Source organism: Prevotella sp. (assembly GCF_036570325.1).
Taxonomy (GTDB): Bacteria; Bacteroidota; Bacteroidia; order Bacteroidales; family Bacteroidaceae; genus Prevotella.
This window is the reverse complement of the sequence record NZ_DATCYK010000018.1, coordinates 1-17,450: the sequence shown is the minus strand read 5'-3', so window position 1 is coordinate 17,450 and position 17,450 is coordinate 1. Positions and strand designations below refer to the sequence as shown.

12 protein-coding genes are annotated in these 17,450 nt (G+C 51.8%); 6 read left to right on the top strand and 6 right to left on the bottom strand.

Going from position 1 to position 17,450, the window contains the following annotated elements; translation table 11 throughout:
• The 5 genes from VIR50_RS01495 to VIR50_RS01475 all read right to left on the bottom strand — a co-directional run.
• Nucleotides 1-1,175: Gfo/Idh/MocA family protein (locus VIR50_RS01495; protein ID WP_331933380.1), on the bottom strand; the 1,175-nt coding region annotated here is incomplete at its 3' end.
• A 287-nt stretch (nucleotides 1,176-1,462) separates the two neighbouring features.
• Nucleotides 1,463-3,334, bottom strand: a complete 1,872-nt coding sequence (locus VIR50_RS01490) for a family 20 glycosylhydrolase (protein WP_331933379.1) — start codon at nucleotides 3,332-3,334, stop codon at nucleotides 1,463-1,465.
• 147 nt (nucleotides 3,335-3,481) lie between these two features.
• Nucleotides 3,482-4,663, bottom strand: a complete 1,182-nt coding sequence (locus tag VIR50_RS01485; protein ID WP_331933378.1) for a TlpA disulfide reductase family protein — start codon at nucleotides 4,661-4,663, stop codon at nucleotides 3,482-3,484.
• A gap of 94 nt (nucleotides 4,664-4,757) precedes the next feature.
• Nucleotides 4,758-6,365, bottom strand: coding sequence for a RagB/SusD family nutrient uptake outer membrane protein (locus VIR50_RS01480; protein WP_331933377.1), 1,608 nt, complete (start codon nucleotides 6,363-6,365; stop codon nucleotides 4,758-4,760).
• Between the two features lie 13 nt (nucleotides 6,366-6,378).
• Complete coding sequence (locus VIR50_RS01475; RefSeq protein WP_331933376.1) at nucleotides 6,379-9,051, bottom strand: SusC/RagA family TonB-linked outer membrane protein; 2,673 nt, start codon at nucleotides 9,049-9,051, stop codon at nucleotides 6,379-6,381.
• 251 nt (nucleotides 9,052-9,302) lie between these two features.
• On the opposite strand from VIR50_RS01475, the gene VIR50_RS01470 reads away from it, so the two are divergent.
• The 5 genes from VIR50_RS01470 (at nucleotide 9,303) to VIR50_RS01450 (ending at nucleotide 16,257) form a co-directional block, all read left to right on the top strand.
• On the top strand, nucleotides 9,303-9,794 hold the full coding sequence (locus VIR50_RS01470; RefSeq protein WP_331933375.1) for a hypothetical protein: 492 nt from the start codon (nucleotides 9,303-9,305) through the stop codon (nucleotides 9,792-9,794).
• A gap of 115 nt (nucleotides 9,795-9,909) precedes the next feature.
• Complete coding sequence (locus VIR50_RS01465) at nucleotides 9,910-13,275, top strand: SusC/RagA family TonB-linked outer membrane protein (protein WP_331933374.1); 3,366 nt, start codon at nucleotides 9,910-9,912, stop codon at nucleotides 13,273-13,275.
• A gap of 10 nt (nucleotides 13,276-13,285) precedes the next feature.
• A complete protein-coding gene (locus VIR50_RS01460; RefSeq protein ID WP_331933373.1) occupies nucleotides 13,286-14,680 on the top strand; it encodes a RagB/SusD family nutrient uptake outer membrane protein in 1,395 nt (464 codons plus the stop codon).
• Nucleotides 14,681-14,688: 8 nt separating this feature from the next.
• Nucleotides 14,689-14,913 carry a hypothetical protein gene (locus tag VIR50_RS01455; RefSeq protein ID WP_331933372.1) on the top strand — a complete coding sequence of 75 codons (225 nt, stop codon included), beginning with the start codon at nucleotides 14,689-14,691 and terminating at the stop codon, nucleotides 14,911-14,913.
• A 45-nt stretch (nucleotides 14,914-14,958) separates the two neighbouring features.
• A complete protein-coding gene (locus tag VIR50_RS01450; protein ID WP_331933371.1) occupies nucleotides 14,959-16,257 on the top strand; it encodes a hypothetical protein in 1,299 nt (432 codons plus the stop codon).
• Nucleotides 16,258-16,405: 148 nt separating this feature from the next.
• Here VIR50_RS01450 and recO read toward each other — a convergent pair whose 3' ends face one another.
• The gene (gene recO / locus VIR50_RS01445; protein WP_331933370.1) at nucleotides 16,406-17,131 is read right to left on the bottom strand and encodes a DNA repair protein RecO; all 726 of its coding nucleotides are present in this window, start codon (nucleotides 17,129-17,131) and stop codon (nucleotides 16,406-16,408) included.
• A gap of 222 nt (nucleotides 17,132-17,353) precedes the next feature.
• Here recO and rpsT point away from each other — a divergent pair.
• A partial coding sequence (rpsT, locus tag VIR50_RS01440; RefSeq protein ID WP_331933381.1) for a 30S ribosomal protein S20 occupies nucleotides 17,354-17,450 on the top strand: 97 nt, incomplete at its 3' end.

Below are 17,450 nucleotides of genomic sequence, written 5' to 3'. Positions count from 1 at the left end.
GGGCTTTCGTACTTGGCCTCGAGGGCCTTGCGGTCGGCCGCTTTCATGTAGCTGTGGCCCGAAAGGTCGTCGGCTGACGGCGTAACGCCGGCTTTCTTCATGTCGTCGCCCGACAAAGCGTAGCCCGAAGTGGGATATTTGTTGGCAAAACCACGTGTTCCCACGAGCTGATACATGCGGTTGTAGGGCTGGGGAGTCATGGTGTTGTGGTGTACTTCAATCATTCTGCCCTCCTCGGTGCCGATGAGTGTCACGGTATGGTCGCCGTTGGCAAAGTCCTTGCAGGCCTTTCCCGAGAGCTTCTCAACCCACATCTTGCCGTTCACCGACTTGGTATCCATGGCCACAAGCGTCTTCATACGGTCGCCACGATGGATGTTGAGCACCTGAGCGATGGGCCCCAAGCCGTGCGTAGCGTAGACATCGCCGCGGAACTTTTGGTTATAATAGAGGCGCCAACCCAACTTATCGTCGGCGTTTTTCTTCCAATAAGCGTCCCAGAACGGGGAAAGATCGTGACGATAAGCGCCCGAAGCATAGATTACCTCGCCGAAAACGCCGTGTTGGGCCATGTTAAGCGAGTTGAGTTCAAAGAAGTCATAGCAGCAGTTTTCGAGCATCATGCAATGCAACCGCTTCGTTTCGGCCAAATCGATGAGCGTCCATATCTCGGTCATACTCATGGCCGAAGGCACTTCGATGGCCACATGCTTGCCGTGTTCCAAGGCATATTTGGCCACAATAAAGTGGTGGAGCCAGTCTGTGGCGATATAAACGATGTCTATATCCTTGCGCTCGCAGAGCTTCTTATAGCCCTCCTCACCGCTATAAACATCAGCGGCGGGCATGCTGGCCTTGCGCAGATAGTCGTTACAACGCTGCGCCCGCGCCTCCTCGTAGTCACATAAGGCCTTCACTTCGGTGCCGTTGATTTGCGTCCAGCGGTAAACGGCGTCGGGACCACGCATTCCCAATCCTACGAAACCTACCCTTACCACGGGCAGTTTGGGCGCCTTCAAGCCTAAAGCCGACTGCTGTCCGGCCGGCCGTGTGGGCACTTCGGTCACGATAGTACCATCTTTTACCTGATAAGGCCAATTAAATGCCACTTCCTGTGCGGCCACCTGAGCAAACGAGGCAAGGCAGAGCGCAATGGAAAAAATCGCTTTTCTCATAATTCTTGATAGACTTTTAGTTGATATTAGTTAGATTTTTATTTGATGATTCATGAAGTTTTGAAACATCGGCTGGCGGAATCGCCCCGATGGCGGATAGGACTTGACGTGATGACTGCGCCATGGCGGTCCTATGACCGATTATGTATAAAATGATTATCTGCCGACCGCCTACTTATGCCCCAACGGCTTTTTAATAATAATTAATCAAAGATGGCCTCATGAGGTTTCATCATTTTCATGATGACCATCCTTGACCGGGCGGCTATCTATCGGCCTTTTGAGGGTTAATCGCTCACCATTTTTATACCTTTTACTTCCGTTACGTGGCCCGAGGCGTCCTCGGTCAGCGGCAGGAATCCTACCAGCCACGACTCTTGAGGGAACACTCGGGGGCAGTAAAGTTTCACTTCGTTGCGGCCGGCCTTGAGGGGTATGAGGGCCGGTTGGCGCATCCAAAAGAATTGTTCGTTGGTGTAGGGCAGTTCGTTGGGGGCTTGGTGCCACGTTTGATAATGATAACGATAGCGTCCGGGCTCCTTCCACGGCGCTGGTGGCAGCACTTCGACACCGTTGACAAACAGCCTTCCCTGCGCTTCCCACTCGTTTTGATAGCCTATTCCGTCGGAAATACGCGACGAACGGGGCGCAGTTTCAAAGCCAACCCATGCTTTTATGACGGTATCACGGTCGCTTTGAATCTCTGTTTTCATCCAAGCGTCCATCGTGGGGCGCATGGTTACGCCGTGCTTCTTGGCCAATGCCATGATGTCAACTACTCCTCCCCATGCGTCAACCCACGTCATGGCGTCGACGGAGGTGCCCCGCCGCTGGGGCAAAGTTACCTTCCAATGCGTCGAGAGGTTGGCCACCCAGCGCATGTTCCACTTTTTCAGGAAGCGATCGCGGTGGTATATCATCTTCGTTTCAAAGCTCCGAAGGGTTTTCCAAGCCTCGGTGGACGGGTCGGGAATAAGGTCTTTCGATGAGGTAGCGGGTGCTTTGCCGCCCCGCCAATACCTTTCGGCAAATGGCAAAAGGTCTTCGGGCATGCCGTTATGGTGTAACAACAGCGTCTTATCATCCACCCTGACATCATTCCATAGGCAAAGTATGCCGCCCATGGCCTTTTCCGTGGCCTTGGCTACGCCACACGGCGTATGGAGAAGGTAGCGATTGACGTTCAGAATGGGGGTGCTTTTATTGAGATAACCCATGTATGAGTCGATATAACGGGTGGGGTAAGTGTCCGGGGAAACGTTGTTGGTCTCCATATCGGCCCACACCTGACCTATGATTTTCGACGAGCCTTTCAGTCCGGGGTCCCATGCGATGACCTCACGACCGGCTTCTTGGGCCATCGTTTCACAAAATGAGATAAATTCTTTGGGGTTATTGATGTGTATTTCGTCGGAACCTATATGGATATAGGGGCACATCGAGCGTGGAATTTCCTGAAAAAACTCCTTCAAACACGCACGGAGAACCTCCATTCCTTGCGGAGTGGCCATGCCGAAGCCAAAGGTTTTGTTGAAATATTGGCTGTGGCCGGGCATGTCTATTTCGGGAATGACCATGATACCGCGGGCTTTCGCGTAAGCTATAACGTCGCGTATCTCGTCATAAGTGTAGTATTTGCCCTCGTCACGGCCTTTCCGCTGGAAGCGAGCGTCGTTTAATTGGGGGTAAACTTTGCACTCTATGCGCCATGCGGGGTTATCAGTGAGGTGCCAATGAAATACGTTGAGTTTGTAGAAAGAAAAGAGGTCGAGCTCTTGTTTCAGCATTTCCACCGGGCGGAAGTTGCGCCCCGTGTCGTGCATAAAACCGCGGATGGGAAATGCAGGATAGTCAATGATGGTGGTTTCGTGGGCCCGTCCGTGCTCATCTTGCAACTGTCGGAGCGTCGTTTGCCCCCAAATAACGCCTTGGGCGTCCTTTCCTCGGATGACAGCCTTGCCGTTTTTCACCCTAAGTTCGTAGCCCTCGGCCGGTAAGCGGAGCGATTTGTCGACCTTGGCGTCGACCTTTACTATCTTGACAAGCCGTCCGTGGCCTTTCACCGACACGGGTTGGGGAATCAATGACTGGCCATTGACCCACAAAGGCATGGCCAACAAGGCAGTAAGTAAACTGATATTTCTGAATAGTCGCTTCATAAACTGTTAATAATTAGGTTCGTTCAACAATGAGTTAAGGTTACTGTTCAGAAAAAAGAGTAAAGCCGTGAATCAACCCCACATAGTAGTTGACACACGGCTATTTATGCTTTTATTCCACGAAAGAATAATATCGGGGCAATTGCTTCATCGAGATAAGAGCGCTTTCAGCTCTGCCTCAAGGTCTTTTACCTGCGCATCGCGCTTCTGAAGCGTGTTGTTTCGGTCGATAAGGAAGTAAGTTGGAATGCGCTGTATATTGTAACTGGCCATCAATTGGCTGTTAGTGCCATTCTCATCACGCACGTTTATCCATGGCAGAGCGGCGGTCTGCGTCTTCCAAAAGTGCTCGTTGGGATCGACAGATACCTGATATATCTCGAAACCTTGCCCATGATACTTGTTGTAAAGGCCACGAAGCATCATGATACGCTCGGTACTTCGCTCGGTGGCAAAGGCGTGGAAATCGAGTAATACCACCTTTCCTTTCAGTTGCGACAGCTTTCTGAGATTGCCATTGTTGTCGTTCAACGCTATATCTATTATGCCTGCAGACTGTACTTTGCCCGCATCGATGTACTTCTCCTGCTGTTGTGCCTTGACGATACGCATGTCTTTCATGCCCTCAATGGCTATATTATGCAGGTTTTTGCCACGTTCGGCATTGGGATAGTACGTATCCCAGCTCGTAGCGACGGCCGCATACACCTTAATATCAGCCTCGTTGCTGCGCGGATTGAAGATAAGTGCCTGCTGATTTCCTAAAGCTACGGTCTGAAAGAGGGCAAAGTAGCTATAAGCTTTCATGGGTTCCTTGAATATATAGTTACGCTTTACCATGTCCTTATAACCCTCCAACACCTTGGTAACGCTGTCTTCCACGGCGTCAACGCCCAAAGCCATATTGCCGGCGATGACATTCACCTTAGTTTGAAGCCCTTGTTGGAGGAGTGCCAGCTCCTTTATCTTGGCGCAATTCTCCGATCCTGCCACCTCATAGCTGCTTGCCATGGTGGGATAAGCGAACTTTACGCTCACCGTTTCGGTAGAGTCTATGCTCAAATTGATAATCTGATTGGCTATTCTAAGGCGGTAAAACTCGGGGTTATCGGCTATACTTTTCTCAGTAAACTCAAAGTTCCCGTCCTCTCCGAGCTTAACGGAGTCAACCACTTGAGGGCCATTCAGGCTCATATTCTCAAGGTAAAGAGTAGAGTCTTTGGCGTCGGTCGCAGTGCCAACGACGTGGAATTTCTTGTTGTTACAGGAGGTTACACAGAGTGCGGCCATAACGATGGCTGCCCCATAAACGACTTTGTTTATTTTCATTGTTAATCTTATGTGTTTCAACAGTCAGTAATGCTGCAAAGATAAGCAATATATTTGAAAACCGGAATGGATTGTGTAAAAACCTTAAGAATTATCAATATCCTTTGTTTTGCACCAGTTTTGTGTTCATGGCCTTGACATCCGCGGGGATGGGATATACCGTAGTATGGCCATCAGCCTCATCAATGGCCGTATCACCTTGGTAGAGTGTGCGGTACATACCGTATCGGATGAGGTCCTGCCGACGCCATCCTTCCCACGCCAACTCCAATAATCGCTCATCCAAAATGGCCTGCAGGGTAGCTTCCCGATGGTATGTGGCGGCCCTGCCACGCACCTTATCGAAGTCGGCTTGCCCCGACCGACCCATTCTAACAAGGGCTTCGGCACGCATCAAGAGCACATCGGCCAAGCGAAACAGCACTATATCATTATCCATGAGCTTGCCATCCTTGGGCGCATTCTTATCGATTTCATACTTCCTCATGCGTGCTCCGGCCGTCTCTACATAAGGACTTCCACTCAAATCGAGGGCCACTTTCTCGGGGAAATAGGTAAGTCGGCTGCCCGTACGGTCGGTAATGGGACGCCCGTTGAGGTCGCTCAGCTCACCCGAAAAGTAATTCTCATCAAACCGAGGGTCTTCCTCGGCCGTGCCATAGCCAAAGACCCGCAGCGTCTGAAGCGTGGCACAAGAGCCGTTTTCGGCCGTAAACCCATAGGCGGCGGCATGCCGATAGTGGTAAGAACGATAGAGATTCTGCTGCTGATTGCCATAAAGATTCTTATCCATGGGTATCACAAAGATGTTCTCCGTGGAACTTTCATTATGTACAAGGAAGTTATCACGGTAATGAGGCATGAGCTTATAAGGTCCATCGAGCTTATCGCAATAGGCCACAGCAGCCTCCCACGCATTGCAATCGCGGCCATCCACACGGAATGTCATGCCACTCCCATCGGGTCGACGGCCATCCGTCCAATCGTCATCGTTGTAAACTTCAGCGTTCAACATGAGCTTTGCCAATACAAAATAGGCCACCGGACGGGTCACACGACCGTAATAATCGCCCGGCTTCACACTGTTCTCATCGGCTAACCACGGCACTGTTTCCTGCAATTCCTTGACGATGAAGGCGAAAGTAGCGCTGCGTTTCTCCTGCGTTACCTGATTCATCGAAACGTCGGACGACGTGATGAGCGGCACATTACCAAACAAATCCATCAGATACCAATAATATATGGCCCTAAAGGCACGCACTTCCGACTTGTAAGCCCTGAGCCTCTCGTCGTCGAGAAGTTGGCGCCGGGCCTCCAAGGTTTCGAGCGAACGATTGCAAAGCGTGATGACCTTATACAGATAAAGCCACGCGTTTTTACAGAGATCGTGGCCCGCTCCCCAGTCATGACGGTACATACTCTGCCACAATCCGCCATCATACCAGTCGCCGCCACGGGTGGGCAGCATGGCCTCATCGCTGCCAAAGGTGTTTAAATCGTACACTCCGCGACAGGTACCTTGCAACCCTTGGCCGTCCTCATGCCCACCTATATAATTATAGAGCGTGGCCACCGTGTTCTGATAAAGCTGGTCTGCCGTGACGTAAGCCTCACTTTCGGGAATCTGATTCTTGGGATGTTCGTCGAGAGAGCACGACGCCAACAGTGCCACAAGCATACTAACATAAATATATTGTTTCATGATAAGACTGTAATTAGAATTGAATACTAAGGCCGAAGGTGTACGATCGGTAAACGGGATAGCTGCGCTTGTCGTCCAAACCCAGCGTCTGGTCTACCACAGAAGAGTTGATCATCGGCGTAAGTCCGCTGTAACCGGTAATCGTAGCCAAGTTATTGACCGACAAAGAGAGCCGCAGATTGCGAATGTAAGCCGACCTTACGGGCACCGTCCAGCCCAATGTTACATAGTCAATGTTAAGATAATCGCCCCTCTCAAGCCAATAATCGCTGATGGTTTGGTCCTGAATATTCTGTCGAGGCGCGTCTTTCATTACATTATAATTAGGTAATGACAACATATTCATGTAGGAAAGGGCCGTGCCATTGTATATTTTATGGCCGAAAGCGCCATTGGCCTGCAAGGTAATGTCGAACGCCCGATACCTGAAAGCGATGTTCGAGCCCAACGTGGCCTTGGGAGTGGCCTGCCCGCAAACATACTTCTCCTCGGTCACATCGTAGCTGTAACTGCCGTCGGACTGCTGTATGAGGCCCTTGCAATGGGGCAGATAGAACACGCCAAGGGGCTGTCCCACCATCTGAAAGACCGCATCGCTCGACCCATGGAAGCCTGCTCCGCCGAGCGAACCTATGCCCTTAATATCCGGAGTGGTAAGATACTCGCCGTTAAAATAGCCATTGAGCGAGATAAGGCGGTTGCGTTCAAAGGCCATATTCATGTTAACGCTCAGCTCCATGTCCTTTGTTCGCAGGGGAGTTATGCCAAATCCTATCTCCAAACCGCTGTTTTTCATCGATCCGAGGTTAGCCAAGAGCTTGTCATAGATAAACGGTGGCACGCTGACATCGTAAAGATACAACATATCGCTCGTGCGCGAAGCGTAGTAATCGGCCGTAAGCACCACTCTGTTATGCCAAAAGCTGAGGTCCAAACCTACGTTGAAGGTGCGCTTTATCTCCCATTTCAGGTCGGGATTGGCATTGCGTACTATGCCCAACGTGGTCGTTGGAGCGCCGTTTACCGACACTATGCCGTTGGGCATGACCGACTGTTGCGAGATATAAGCGTCAATTCCACCCAAGTTTCCCGACACTCCGTAGCCCATACGGAGCTTCATTTTGCCGCTCTTACTAAAGGTTTCCATCCACGGTTCCTTATCGATAACCCACGCACCCGACACCGATGGGAAGAAGCCCCACCTATTGTTGCGCCCTACTTTCGACGATCCGTCGGCACGGGCGTTGAGCGTCAGTATGTAGCGATCGGCCAAAGCGTACTGCGCATGGGCCAAGAACGACTCCATGTGGGCGTCCTCATAATACGAGCCCGTGCCCTCCCAAAGGCGCACGGCGCCCGCTGCCAAGTTGTGATAGCCAAAGGCGTCGGTCGTAAAATTGCTCACCTGCGTATGAAATCCCTTACCTATCTGGTGCTGGGTTTCAAAGAGTCCGAGCATTTCCAGCCGATGATTGCCCCACGTATGGTTATAGTTTACCGACAAACTGGCCAGCGTTTCCTCGCTCTTATCATCGCCCCGATAAGCCTCACCGTGCGACCATACGAAGGTAGGATAGTAATGTGACAGGTTACCCGTGTTGTAAGAATACGACCCAAAGGCGTTCATCGTGAGCCCCGGGGCCAAGTCTAACCCCATGCGCAGGTGCACATTGAAATGCCCGTCGTCCTTATCGTTATCCATTTGGAGCAGCGATTGCGGATTGTTTATCCACAAAGCCTCGGTTACTTGGTCCCATCCGCCGGCGTCGTTGCGGGCCGCGGAGAAAGTAGGATTAAACGTGGCGGCCGAGTAAAATAGCTTCCACGGGAAGGGAATGAGCTGGTTTTTCTGAATACTTCCAAAGACTCCGAGATCTGCCGACAGCCTATTGTCGAAAGCCTTTTGGCTGATGTCGAGCTTGGCTATGTAGTTACGGTAGCGGTGGGTCTTGACAACCATCTTGTGATCCATGATACCTATGGAGGCACGATAGTTGTTTTCATCGGTTCCCCCGCCGAAAGCTACGTGATGATTCTGCACAAATCCCGTGCGCTCGATGGCCTTTCGGAAGTCAGTATCGCCCCGTTTGTCGATAATCTTCAAACCGTGGCGCGCCGCCGCTTCACGAAACTCGGGTCCCGACAGCATATTGATACGCTTATATACCGACTCCCATCCCATGTTACCGTCGTAGCTGATATGAAACTTCTCACCTCTGCCCTTCTTGGTGGTCACCTCTATGACGCCCGAAGCGCCGCGCGAGCCGTATTGGGCCGTCTCCGAGGCGTCCTTAAGGATGGTAAAGCTCTCGATGTCGGCGGGATAAATGGTGCTCAACGTTGGTAAATCGGCCGATACGCCGTCAATGATGACGAGCGGATCGTTGCCTCCCGTGAGCGATGTTGTGCCGCGAACGCGCACCGCATTGAGCATAGCTTCCTGATTGGGATTGGACGATACGCTCACGCCGGCGGCCTGACCGCTCAACGCACTCAGCGAATTGGTCACCAAACCTTTGTTCATCCGTGCCTCCGTAACTTGGTCGACAGAGCCCGTAACGAGGTTGGGCAAACCGTGGGTATAGCCTATTTTCAGGGCCGTGGAGTCCTTTCGTGAGGGCGATTGGGCCGACATGGCGCAAGGCAACGCCGTCAACAAAACCGGTATAAGATAGTTTTTAAACATAGGCAGATGGCAGATTTAAAAGGTTAGTGACTGATGTAGATAAGGCAAAAATAATCAAAAATATAATAGGTGGTACGAAAGAACCAATCTTTTTTTATATCTTTGCTTTCAAAGGGGCCCACGACGCTTTTCCCAAAGCAGGCCTTTCACCCCGTCAAAGGGCTGCTTCGGGACGATGAAAGGGCTGCTTTCACACGGTCGAAGGGCCACTTTCGCAAACCCCACGCTACACGATAAGAAAGGAGAAGCCTATGTATAAATATCCCATCATCACCATCCTCGTCGCCATAGCCTTGCTACTGACCGACTCGCTGACGCTATTGCTGTTGTTGCTTGTGCTGCCGGCGGCCCATTACGCTTGGAAATGGAAGGAGCGAAAGGCCCAAAACACCACCGCCGACCGCCAGCTGTTCGCCACCTTGGAAGAGGCCACGGCCCGATTGGGAGCGCCCGACGACATAGTCGTTCTCAACGCCACGCAGGCCAACGAGCCCGCAGGCACCATCTTGCTTTACGATACCGAGCGGCTCATGGTTATCCGGGGCGAGGTTTATCCCTACGCCGCCATTCGCGACATCAGCTACGTTAACGGCGCCACTCCGTACACCGTAGACGAATACCAAGTACTCATTTTCACCGAGGACGCCACCCTCCGCCTGCCCGTAGGCTATGACGGAGCGTTTGCCGCAGCCATCATGAGCCAACTCTACGCCCATCTCCACCCCGAGAAAACGCCGCTCTGATTTCATTATTTTTAGGTATTGTAACTTCTCTTTTCGTCTGTTAATTTTGTAATCTCTTCAGAACGAAGCGTTTAGCCTTCCTCTGAAACTATTTATTTTATAGAGATTAACAGACATGAAGCTTTTATCCAACCCCCGCCATCCGGCAGCCTTGCGGCTCCTCGGCATGGCGCTTGTTCTTCTTTTTCTCGCCCTTCAAACGGCCATGGCGCAAGGCCCGCACGGTTTCCAAGTGCGAGGCAGCGTGATCTTTGCCGGTGGCGAACCGGTGATTGGTGCCACGGTAGAGGTAGAAAAAGGACGAACAAAAACCGTAACCGACGTTGATGGTAAATTCACACTGCGCCTCGAAGGACGCGAACGGCCCGTAAGGCTGCTCGTAACTTATATAGGTATGGAGCCCGAACACGTCATGGCGAAGCCCCATTCCGCCGACCTTGTCATCACATTGCGCGACGCCGCCACCCAACTTCAGGACGTTGTGGTGACGGGTTATCGTACTTTGAGCAAGCAAAACATGGCCGGCTCCGTGGCCGTACTTACCGGCAAGGACTTCAATCACAAAGTACCCACCACCGTGGATAACCTTTTGCAGGGCTTGGTGGCCGGCGTTGCCGTTACCAATGGTGGCCAACCGGGCGGCTCTTCCAAGGTTCGTATTCGCGGAACCAACACCATGGAGGGCAGCGCGGAGCCTCTTTGGATAGTGGATGGCGTGCCTTTGCAGGACGATTTGCCCGCCATCTCCAACACAGACATCAAGGCCGGCAACTTCAACGACCTGTTCGTACACGGCATTAGCGGCATTAACCCCAACGATATTGACAATGTTACCATACTGAAGGACGCCTCGGCGGCGGCCATCTATGGCTCACGGGCAGCCGGGGGCGTCATTGTCATCACCACAAAGAGCGGCGCCGCCGGCAAAATGAAGCTGAATTACTCGGTCAACTTGATAAGTCAGCTCAAGCCGCAACGCGACGCCAACCTCATGAACACTGCCGAGAAACTGGCTTGGGAAAAGGAGTTATGGAATGAGTTTTCGGCCGATAGGATGGCCAAGGGCAGCAGTCACGTGCCCGTCGTAGGCCTTTACGGCATGCTAAGGTCGGAACGACTGGGCAAGAACGGGCTTCTGAAAGGGTCGGATGGCTACGAGGCCATGACCATCGACGAACAAGACGCTTATCTGAAGCAAGCGGCCGGCCACAGCACCAACTGGTTTGACGAGATATTTCGCAATACTTTCTCCATGAACCACCACGTTTCGCTGTCGGGAGGGTCGAAAACGACCACCTACTATGCCTCCTTGGGCTACACGAAACAGAACGGACTGTTGAGGCAATCGGGCTATAACCGCTACAACATGAACCTAAAGCTCAATATCAAACCTATGCGCAAGCTGCGCCTTCAGATAGAAATGAGGGGCGTAAAGGAGAAGTCAGAGGAGCCCAATCCGAGCGTTGACCCGTTTAAGTATGCCTATTTTGCCAACCCCTACGAGCACCCCTACAATGCCGATGGCTCTTATCGGGCCGACATGACCTACTTTAACTTGGCGGGAGTAAACGACGGTGGCATGACGGGCGTGGTGCTTCCGGTCAATGGTTTCAACATTTTACACGAATTGGAAAACACGAGCAAGGAGGCCAACAAGACTACCTTGGGTACCAACCTGCGGCTTACCTACGACCTTTTCGACGGCTTCCAGCTCCAAGGTTTGGCCTCATACAGCCATGATTCCAACAATTCCGACACGGTGATAGGCGCCGATACCTACACGGCTTTCAACGATCGACTGTGGTTTGATGAGCAAGTGCTCAACTGGACGCCCTACGGCAGTATTCTCCAATCTAACTCCCGGGGCGACAGTTACAATGCCCGCCTGCAACTAAACTACCACAAGCTCATAGCCGAAGCTCACGACATAGCCCTTTATGCGGGCGCCGAGATACGGGGAAACCACACCGAGCGCTTCTATACAAAGCAGTATGGCTACAACAAAGATACGCAAACGGTGGTTTGGCCCGTGAATCCTAATCCCTCGAAGGACGACTCCGAGCTTTACAAGAGCCTGCTCGAGAACCTCAGCGGCCGCACCTTGCGCGACAATCGCTACGCTTCGTTCTACTTGGCGGCCGACTATATGCTCCTCAATCGCTACATGCTCAATCTTTCTTTCCGCACCGATGGCTCCAATAACTTCGGTAGCGACGAGCAGTTTAACCCTACTTACTCCGTGGGATTGGGCTGGCATGTCGACAAGGAACGCTTCATGAGCCCCTTGCGCAAGGTGGTTTCGAGGCTCATCGTGCGCGCCTCGGGCGGTTTTACGGGCAATGTGGTGCAGGGAGTGGATAAGAAGTTGGTCTTGAAAATAGGCAATACGTCGTGGAACAACATCAATACGGCCACCATAAAGACGGCTCCCAACCCCCGACTTAGGTGGGAAAAGACGAAAGACGCCAAGGTTTCCATCGACTTGGGACTGCTCAACGACAGGCTCACCGTGCTCCTCGACGCCTATTACCGCAAGAGTACCGACGTCATATCTACCTCGGCCATCGTATCGACCACGGGCTTCAGCTCTATCAAGTACAACGCCTCGGACATCGTAAACAAGGGCGTGGAGCTGACCGTGAGTGGCAAACCGCTGCTTACCCGCGACTGGGAAATAGGCTTGGGAGCCAACATGGCGTGGAACAGAAACTATCTTTCAAAGTTTCGTTCATCGACGGGCGGTATCAGCGATGGCCGCTATGTGGGCTATCCCGTGGCCTCGGTATTCCAAGGAAAGGCCATCGGCATTGACCCCTACACGGGTGTTTACGTGTACCAACTGCGCCCCGACGCCCATATCTCTACCCTATCAGACCTCCGTTTGACCAATAACTACCGCTATTATCGGGGCACCGCCAACGCGCCTTATACGGGTGGACTCCACGTAAACGCCCGTTACAAGCGATTGTCGCTCCACGTCAGCGGGTCGTTCTCTTGGGGAGGACTCATCAGCAACCTCATAAGTTCGCCGGCAGGGTACCGCAACGTGTCGACCAAATATAACGAAGTACCCCAGACGGAGTACAGCGATTTGTACCGAAACCACCTCAACGTGAGCAAGGATATGCCCAACCGATGGACCGCCGACCATGCCACGGGCACGAAATATCCGCGCATCGTCGACGCCTTGGGCGACAAATTGGGCCTCGACGCCTTGTATCCCACCCAAAGCAACAGCGCCAGTATCGTGGCGGGAACGTTCTTGGAGAAGGTAAACTACCTCAAGATTCGCGATATAACGCTGGCCTACTCGCTGCCCGCCAAGCAGATGGCACGCATCGGCATGTCGTCGGCCACATGCTCGCTGACGCTCAATAACTTCTTCACTTTCACCAACTATACCGGTCTTGACCCCGAAAACCCGGGGGCGGTTTACCCTACCACCCGCAGCATATCGGTCAATATGAGTGTAGGATTCTAACGATAAAGCAATGAAAACAAGCAAAATATACGGTCTGCTCTTCGCTCTTGCGCTGTCGACTCCGGCCCTCGTGTCGTGTGACAGCTATCTGGACGTGAAGACTTACGGGCAAAAACTACCCGAGACCATCGACGATTACGAGCAACTGCTGGCCAATCAGCTACGTACTTTCGACGGAAACGACGACCAATACTTCTATAGTCCGAAGCAAATACTGAAGTATGAGTGTTATTCGGATAACCTCAATGCCAGCCTGAGCACCAAAACAAGCTCGGCTTACACGCCTTTCTACGTGGGCGATGACTTGGGTGGAAACCAATATAGGATGAAAAACATGTACAGCCGGATAAAGGATTTAAACATCATTCTTGGCGACATGCCCAATCAAGACTCGGAAAAAGGACGCAAAATCGTGGCGGCCTGCCTCACGATGCGAGGCGCGCTGTACTTCATGATGATGCGTGAGCTGTGCGAAGCCTACGAAAACGGGCGGTCAGAGCAGACCCTCGGGCTACCGCTCGTTGACCAATTCGACATTGAGGGCAGGCCGGCCAGAGCCTCATTGGCCCAAACGGCCGCCTTCATAGAGCGCGACCTGCGGCAAGCTATCAGCATGGGGATAACCGATGATACCTACCGTTTCACGGCCGATGTGGCCCGGGCATACTTGGCCCGCACCTATTTTTGGACGCAGCAGTGGGACAAGGCCATCGCCGAGGCTCAATACTTATTGGACCACTATCCACTGATCAGCGGCGAGGAGTATAAAAACATGATGCAAGCCACGACCGAGAAACTGGGCAACGTAATGCTTCGGTCGTTCATCACGGGCGCAACGACCACGTACAAGAACGTACTTACACAGTCGAAGAACCGCCCCGTGGCCACCGATCTCGTAAAACTGTTCGCCGAAAAGAAGCGTGACATTCGTTATACGTTCTTCTTCGACAAGAAACTTCTCAACACCAAAGGTATTCACATGTATATCCGTTCGGCCGAAATGTGCCTCATCTTGGCGGAGAGCCATGCGCATTTGGGCCACACGACCGAGGCTTTGGGCTATCTCAACAGCCTGCGCCAAAAGCGTATCGAGGGCCATACCAACCTGACGGAGGCCGACCTTCCCGCCGTAGATACGGGCTCGCTCATCAAGCAAGACTGCACGGGCAAGCCGTTGACACCCCTCATGCAGGCCATACTGAACGAACGACGGAAGGAGCTTTACATGGAAGGCGACCGATGGTTTGAGCTGAAACGCAACGGCGGTCCCGAATTTTGGGTGGGCTACAATGGCGTGAAATACGAAACATTGCACTACCTCTACACCTATCCCGTGTCGTTTGCCGACCTCCATACCAACCCATTGCTTGAGCAAAACCCGGGTTATCCTAAGTTGAACGATTAAAAACAACAATGAAAATGACAAGATATTCTTTTCTCCTCATAGGTCTTTTGGCCTTCGGCACGAGCCTGCTGAGCGCATGTGGCGACAGCGACGAACTGACGCCCGAAGTGCTGACGATAGCCGACGAGGCCATTTCGGCCCCGGTAACTCCGGCCCTTACTGACGACGAACGTGACGCCATCAGCGCCCAACAAAAAGCCCACGACGAGGCCGTGGCGGCCTATGGAAAATAAGCCATGGGCTGTTCTATGTGTTATAAACCATCAATCGCACTTAAAATGAAAATAAAACTCCATATCATTCAAGCGTCGCTGTTGGCCTGCTGCGTAAGTTGGCTGTCGTGCTCGACCGACGCTGACCTGCCGGCTGTGGCCGAACGGTCGATTTCTTTCACGCAAGCGGCGTTTTTCTTGCCCTCTCAAGACAAGACATCGGTCACCATCGCACTCACCAAAGCGGCCGAGAGCGACCTTAACGTGGGCTTTTCACTGAGCGGAACGGCCGTAGAAGGCGAGGATTATAGCGTGGCCGAGCATGCGTTTCATATTCCCCGAGGCGAGAAATCGGCCACGGTGGAAGTGAGTTCGTTAGGCAGTGTCAGTACCGGTCGCCAACTTTTGATGACGCTCAACGACGTTCCGCAAGGCTATGCGTTTGGTCTTTATAGGACCACCCGTGTGCCCATAGCGGCCCGCCCCGTGCTCACAGCCACGTTTGACGCCACGGAATATGAGCTGAAAACGGAGGTGGAAGTCTCCATGACGCTCTATCAAGGTTCTAAGAAATACACTTCTTCGTTGCAGGAAGTGGAGGTTCCGGTAGAGGTGGCGCCTACTTCGACGGCCCAATTGGGCAAGCATTTCGAGTTTGTCGATGGCAAGAGCGTGCTCACGACGGCCAAATCAAGCTCCGTGGCCAAGGCCAAGATTCGCCTGCTTAAACGTGAGGCAGGTCATGACAAGATAGTTTTAAGGTTGGCCGACAGCCGTTATTTCAACGCCGGTGCACAAAATCGGACTGTCATAACGCTGGCCGGGCCTACTGATTTGAAGCTTTTGGCCGGTACGTGGCGCTGCAAGAGTCTGTCGAACGAGGCTGCCATACGGGCTGCGGCCGAGCTGATCAAAGACGAGGAAGACGCCAATAACTTGCCGAAGAATATCGGTCAGGGTGACCAAATCGTGCTGACGACGGCCGGCGATGGGACTTTGACGCTCGATGTTTCTAAGCTCAAGGGTGATTTAAGCCGCTACCTGCGTCCTGCCACCTTATCTTACAGCGGCGAGGGGGTTGACAAATTGTGGGAAACAAACTACAACACGCCGGAGGTAGACAATGTATTGACCTTAAAAGCGTCGAAAGTCAATTTGTTCTTCAGTGCCACCGAGACAAAAGAACGTGAGGCCTTGATAGACTTTAGATTGCTGGATAAGGGCAAGACGCTCGAAATGCGTGTGTACCAATATGAGCCAAAGGATTTCCTCACACGGGTATATGAAGCCCGAAAAGTAGACGTTTACTCATCGGGCGACTTGATGAAGCGAGGCTTTACCCTCATCTATCGATTCACGAAATAAAAGCAATAGCTATCCTTTTTACACCTTATAATATATAGGTAGGTCTATTCTCGTTTGGAGAGATAGGTCTACCTATATGTTTATAGCCATCTAAGGATATATGGAAAGAAATTTTACGGGCGATTGTTTACTACCCATATCGAGGCTGTTAAGCAAACAATTCCTTGAGCACGTCAATGCTCTTGAGGGGTGGGAAATCGGGAATATGGAGTTGATAGTACTTTAGGATCATTTCCAAAAACCAATTGCGATAATCGTGTGACATGCGAAAAAGGTGCATGTTTTCATACGTCATGCGCATGGCTTGCTGCAATCGGGCTGCCTCGGCAGGGCCAAGATAGTCGCCATGGAGCGGTGGCAACGACTCGAAAGAGCTTTCCCGAAGGTCGAAATAATCACCTTCGGCATAGTCGTCGAGATTGGGAAAGAAGCCCACGAACATGGAAAAACGAAGCATAAACACCAAATGGAAGTTGGCATAACGGTCCTCACGCCCATCCAACCACTGCAAACTGCGCACGATATAATCGAAAAGTGGGCGGTTGTCTTGCTCTCCCCGCGTGGCGTAATTGATAAATTCGGCCAAGAACATGCAGATAGCTACCTTATCCATGTGGGTCTGCATCGAAACGTAAGGCGCAAAAGGGTGGAGCTCTCGGATAGTAAGCAGGCGATGGTTGGCCCGATCATCAAACTCCAAATCAAGCAAAGTAAGCGGTTGCAAATAAAGTTTGCGCAGCCTACCTTGTGGCGACGACGAAACGGAAGCGATGAAAGAAAGCCTTCCACGTGCCTCCGTGAACATATCAACGATGACTTTCCGATCGCCATATTTCACCGTTCCAACAACGATTGCCCTTGTTTTTACCAACATAATGTAGCAAAGATACACAAAAACAAGCTAAAAAGCAGTCTATCATAAAAATATTTCCATTAAAATTTGGTGGGTAAGAAAAAAAGCCATAACTTTGCACCCGCTTAAAATAAGTCACATGGTCCCTTCGTCTATCGGTTAGGACGAGAGATTTTCATTCTCTAAAGAGCAGTTCGACTCTGCTAGGGACTACCAAACAATAAAGATAAGTAAAAGACAAAGATGGCAAATCACAAATCTGCATTAAAGAGAATACGTCAGACAAAGACAAAGACTCTGCATAACAAATATTATGCAAAGACTATGCGCAACGCTGTTC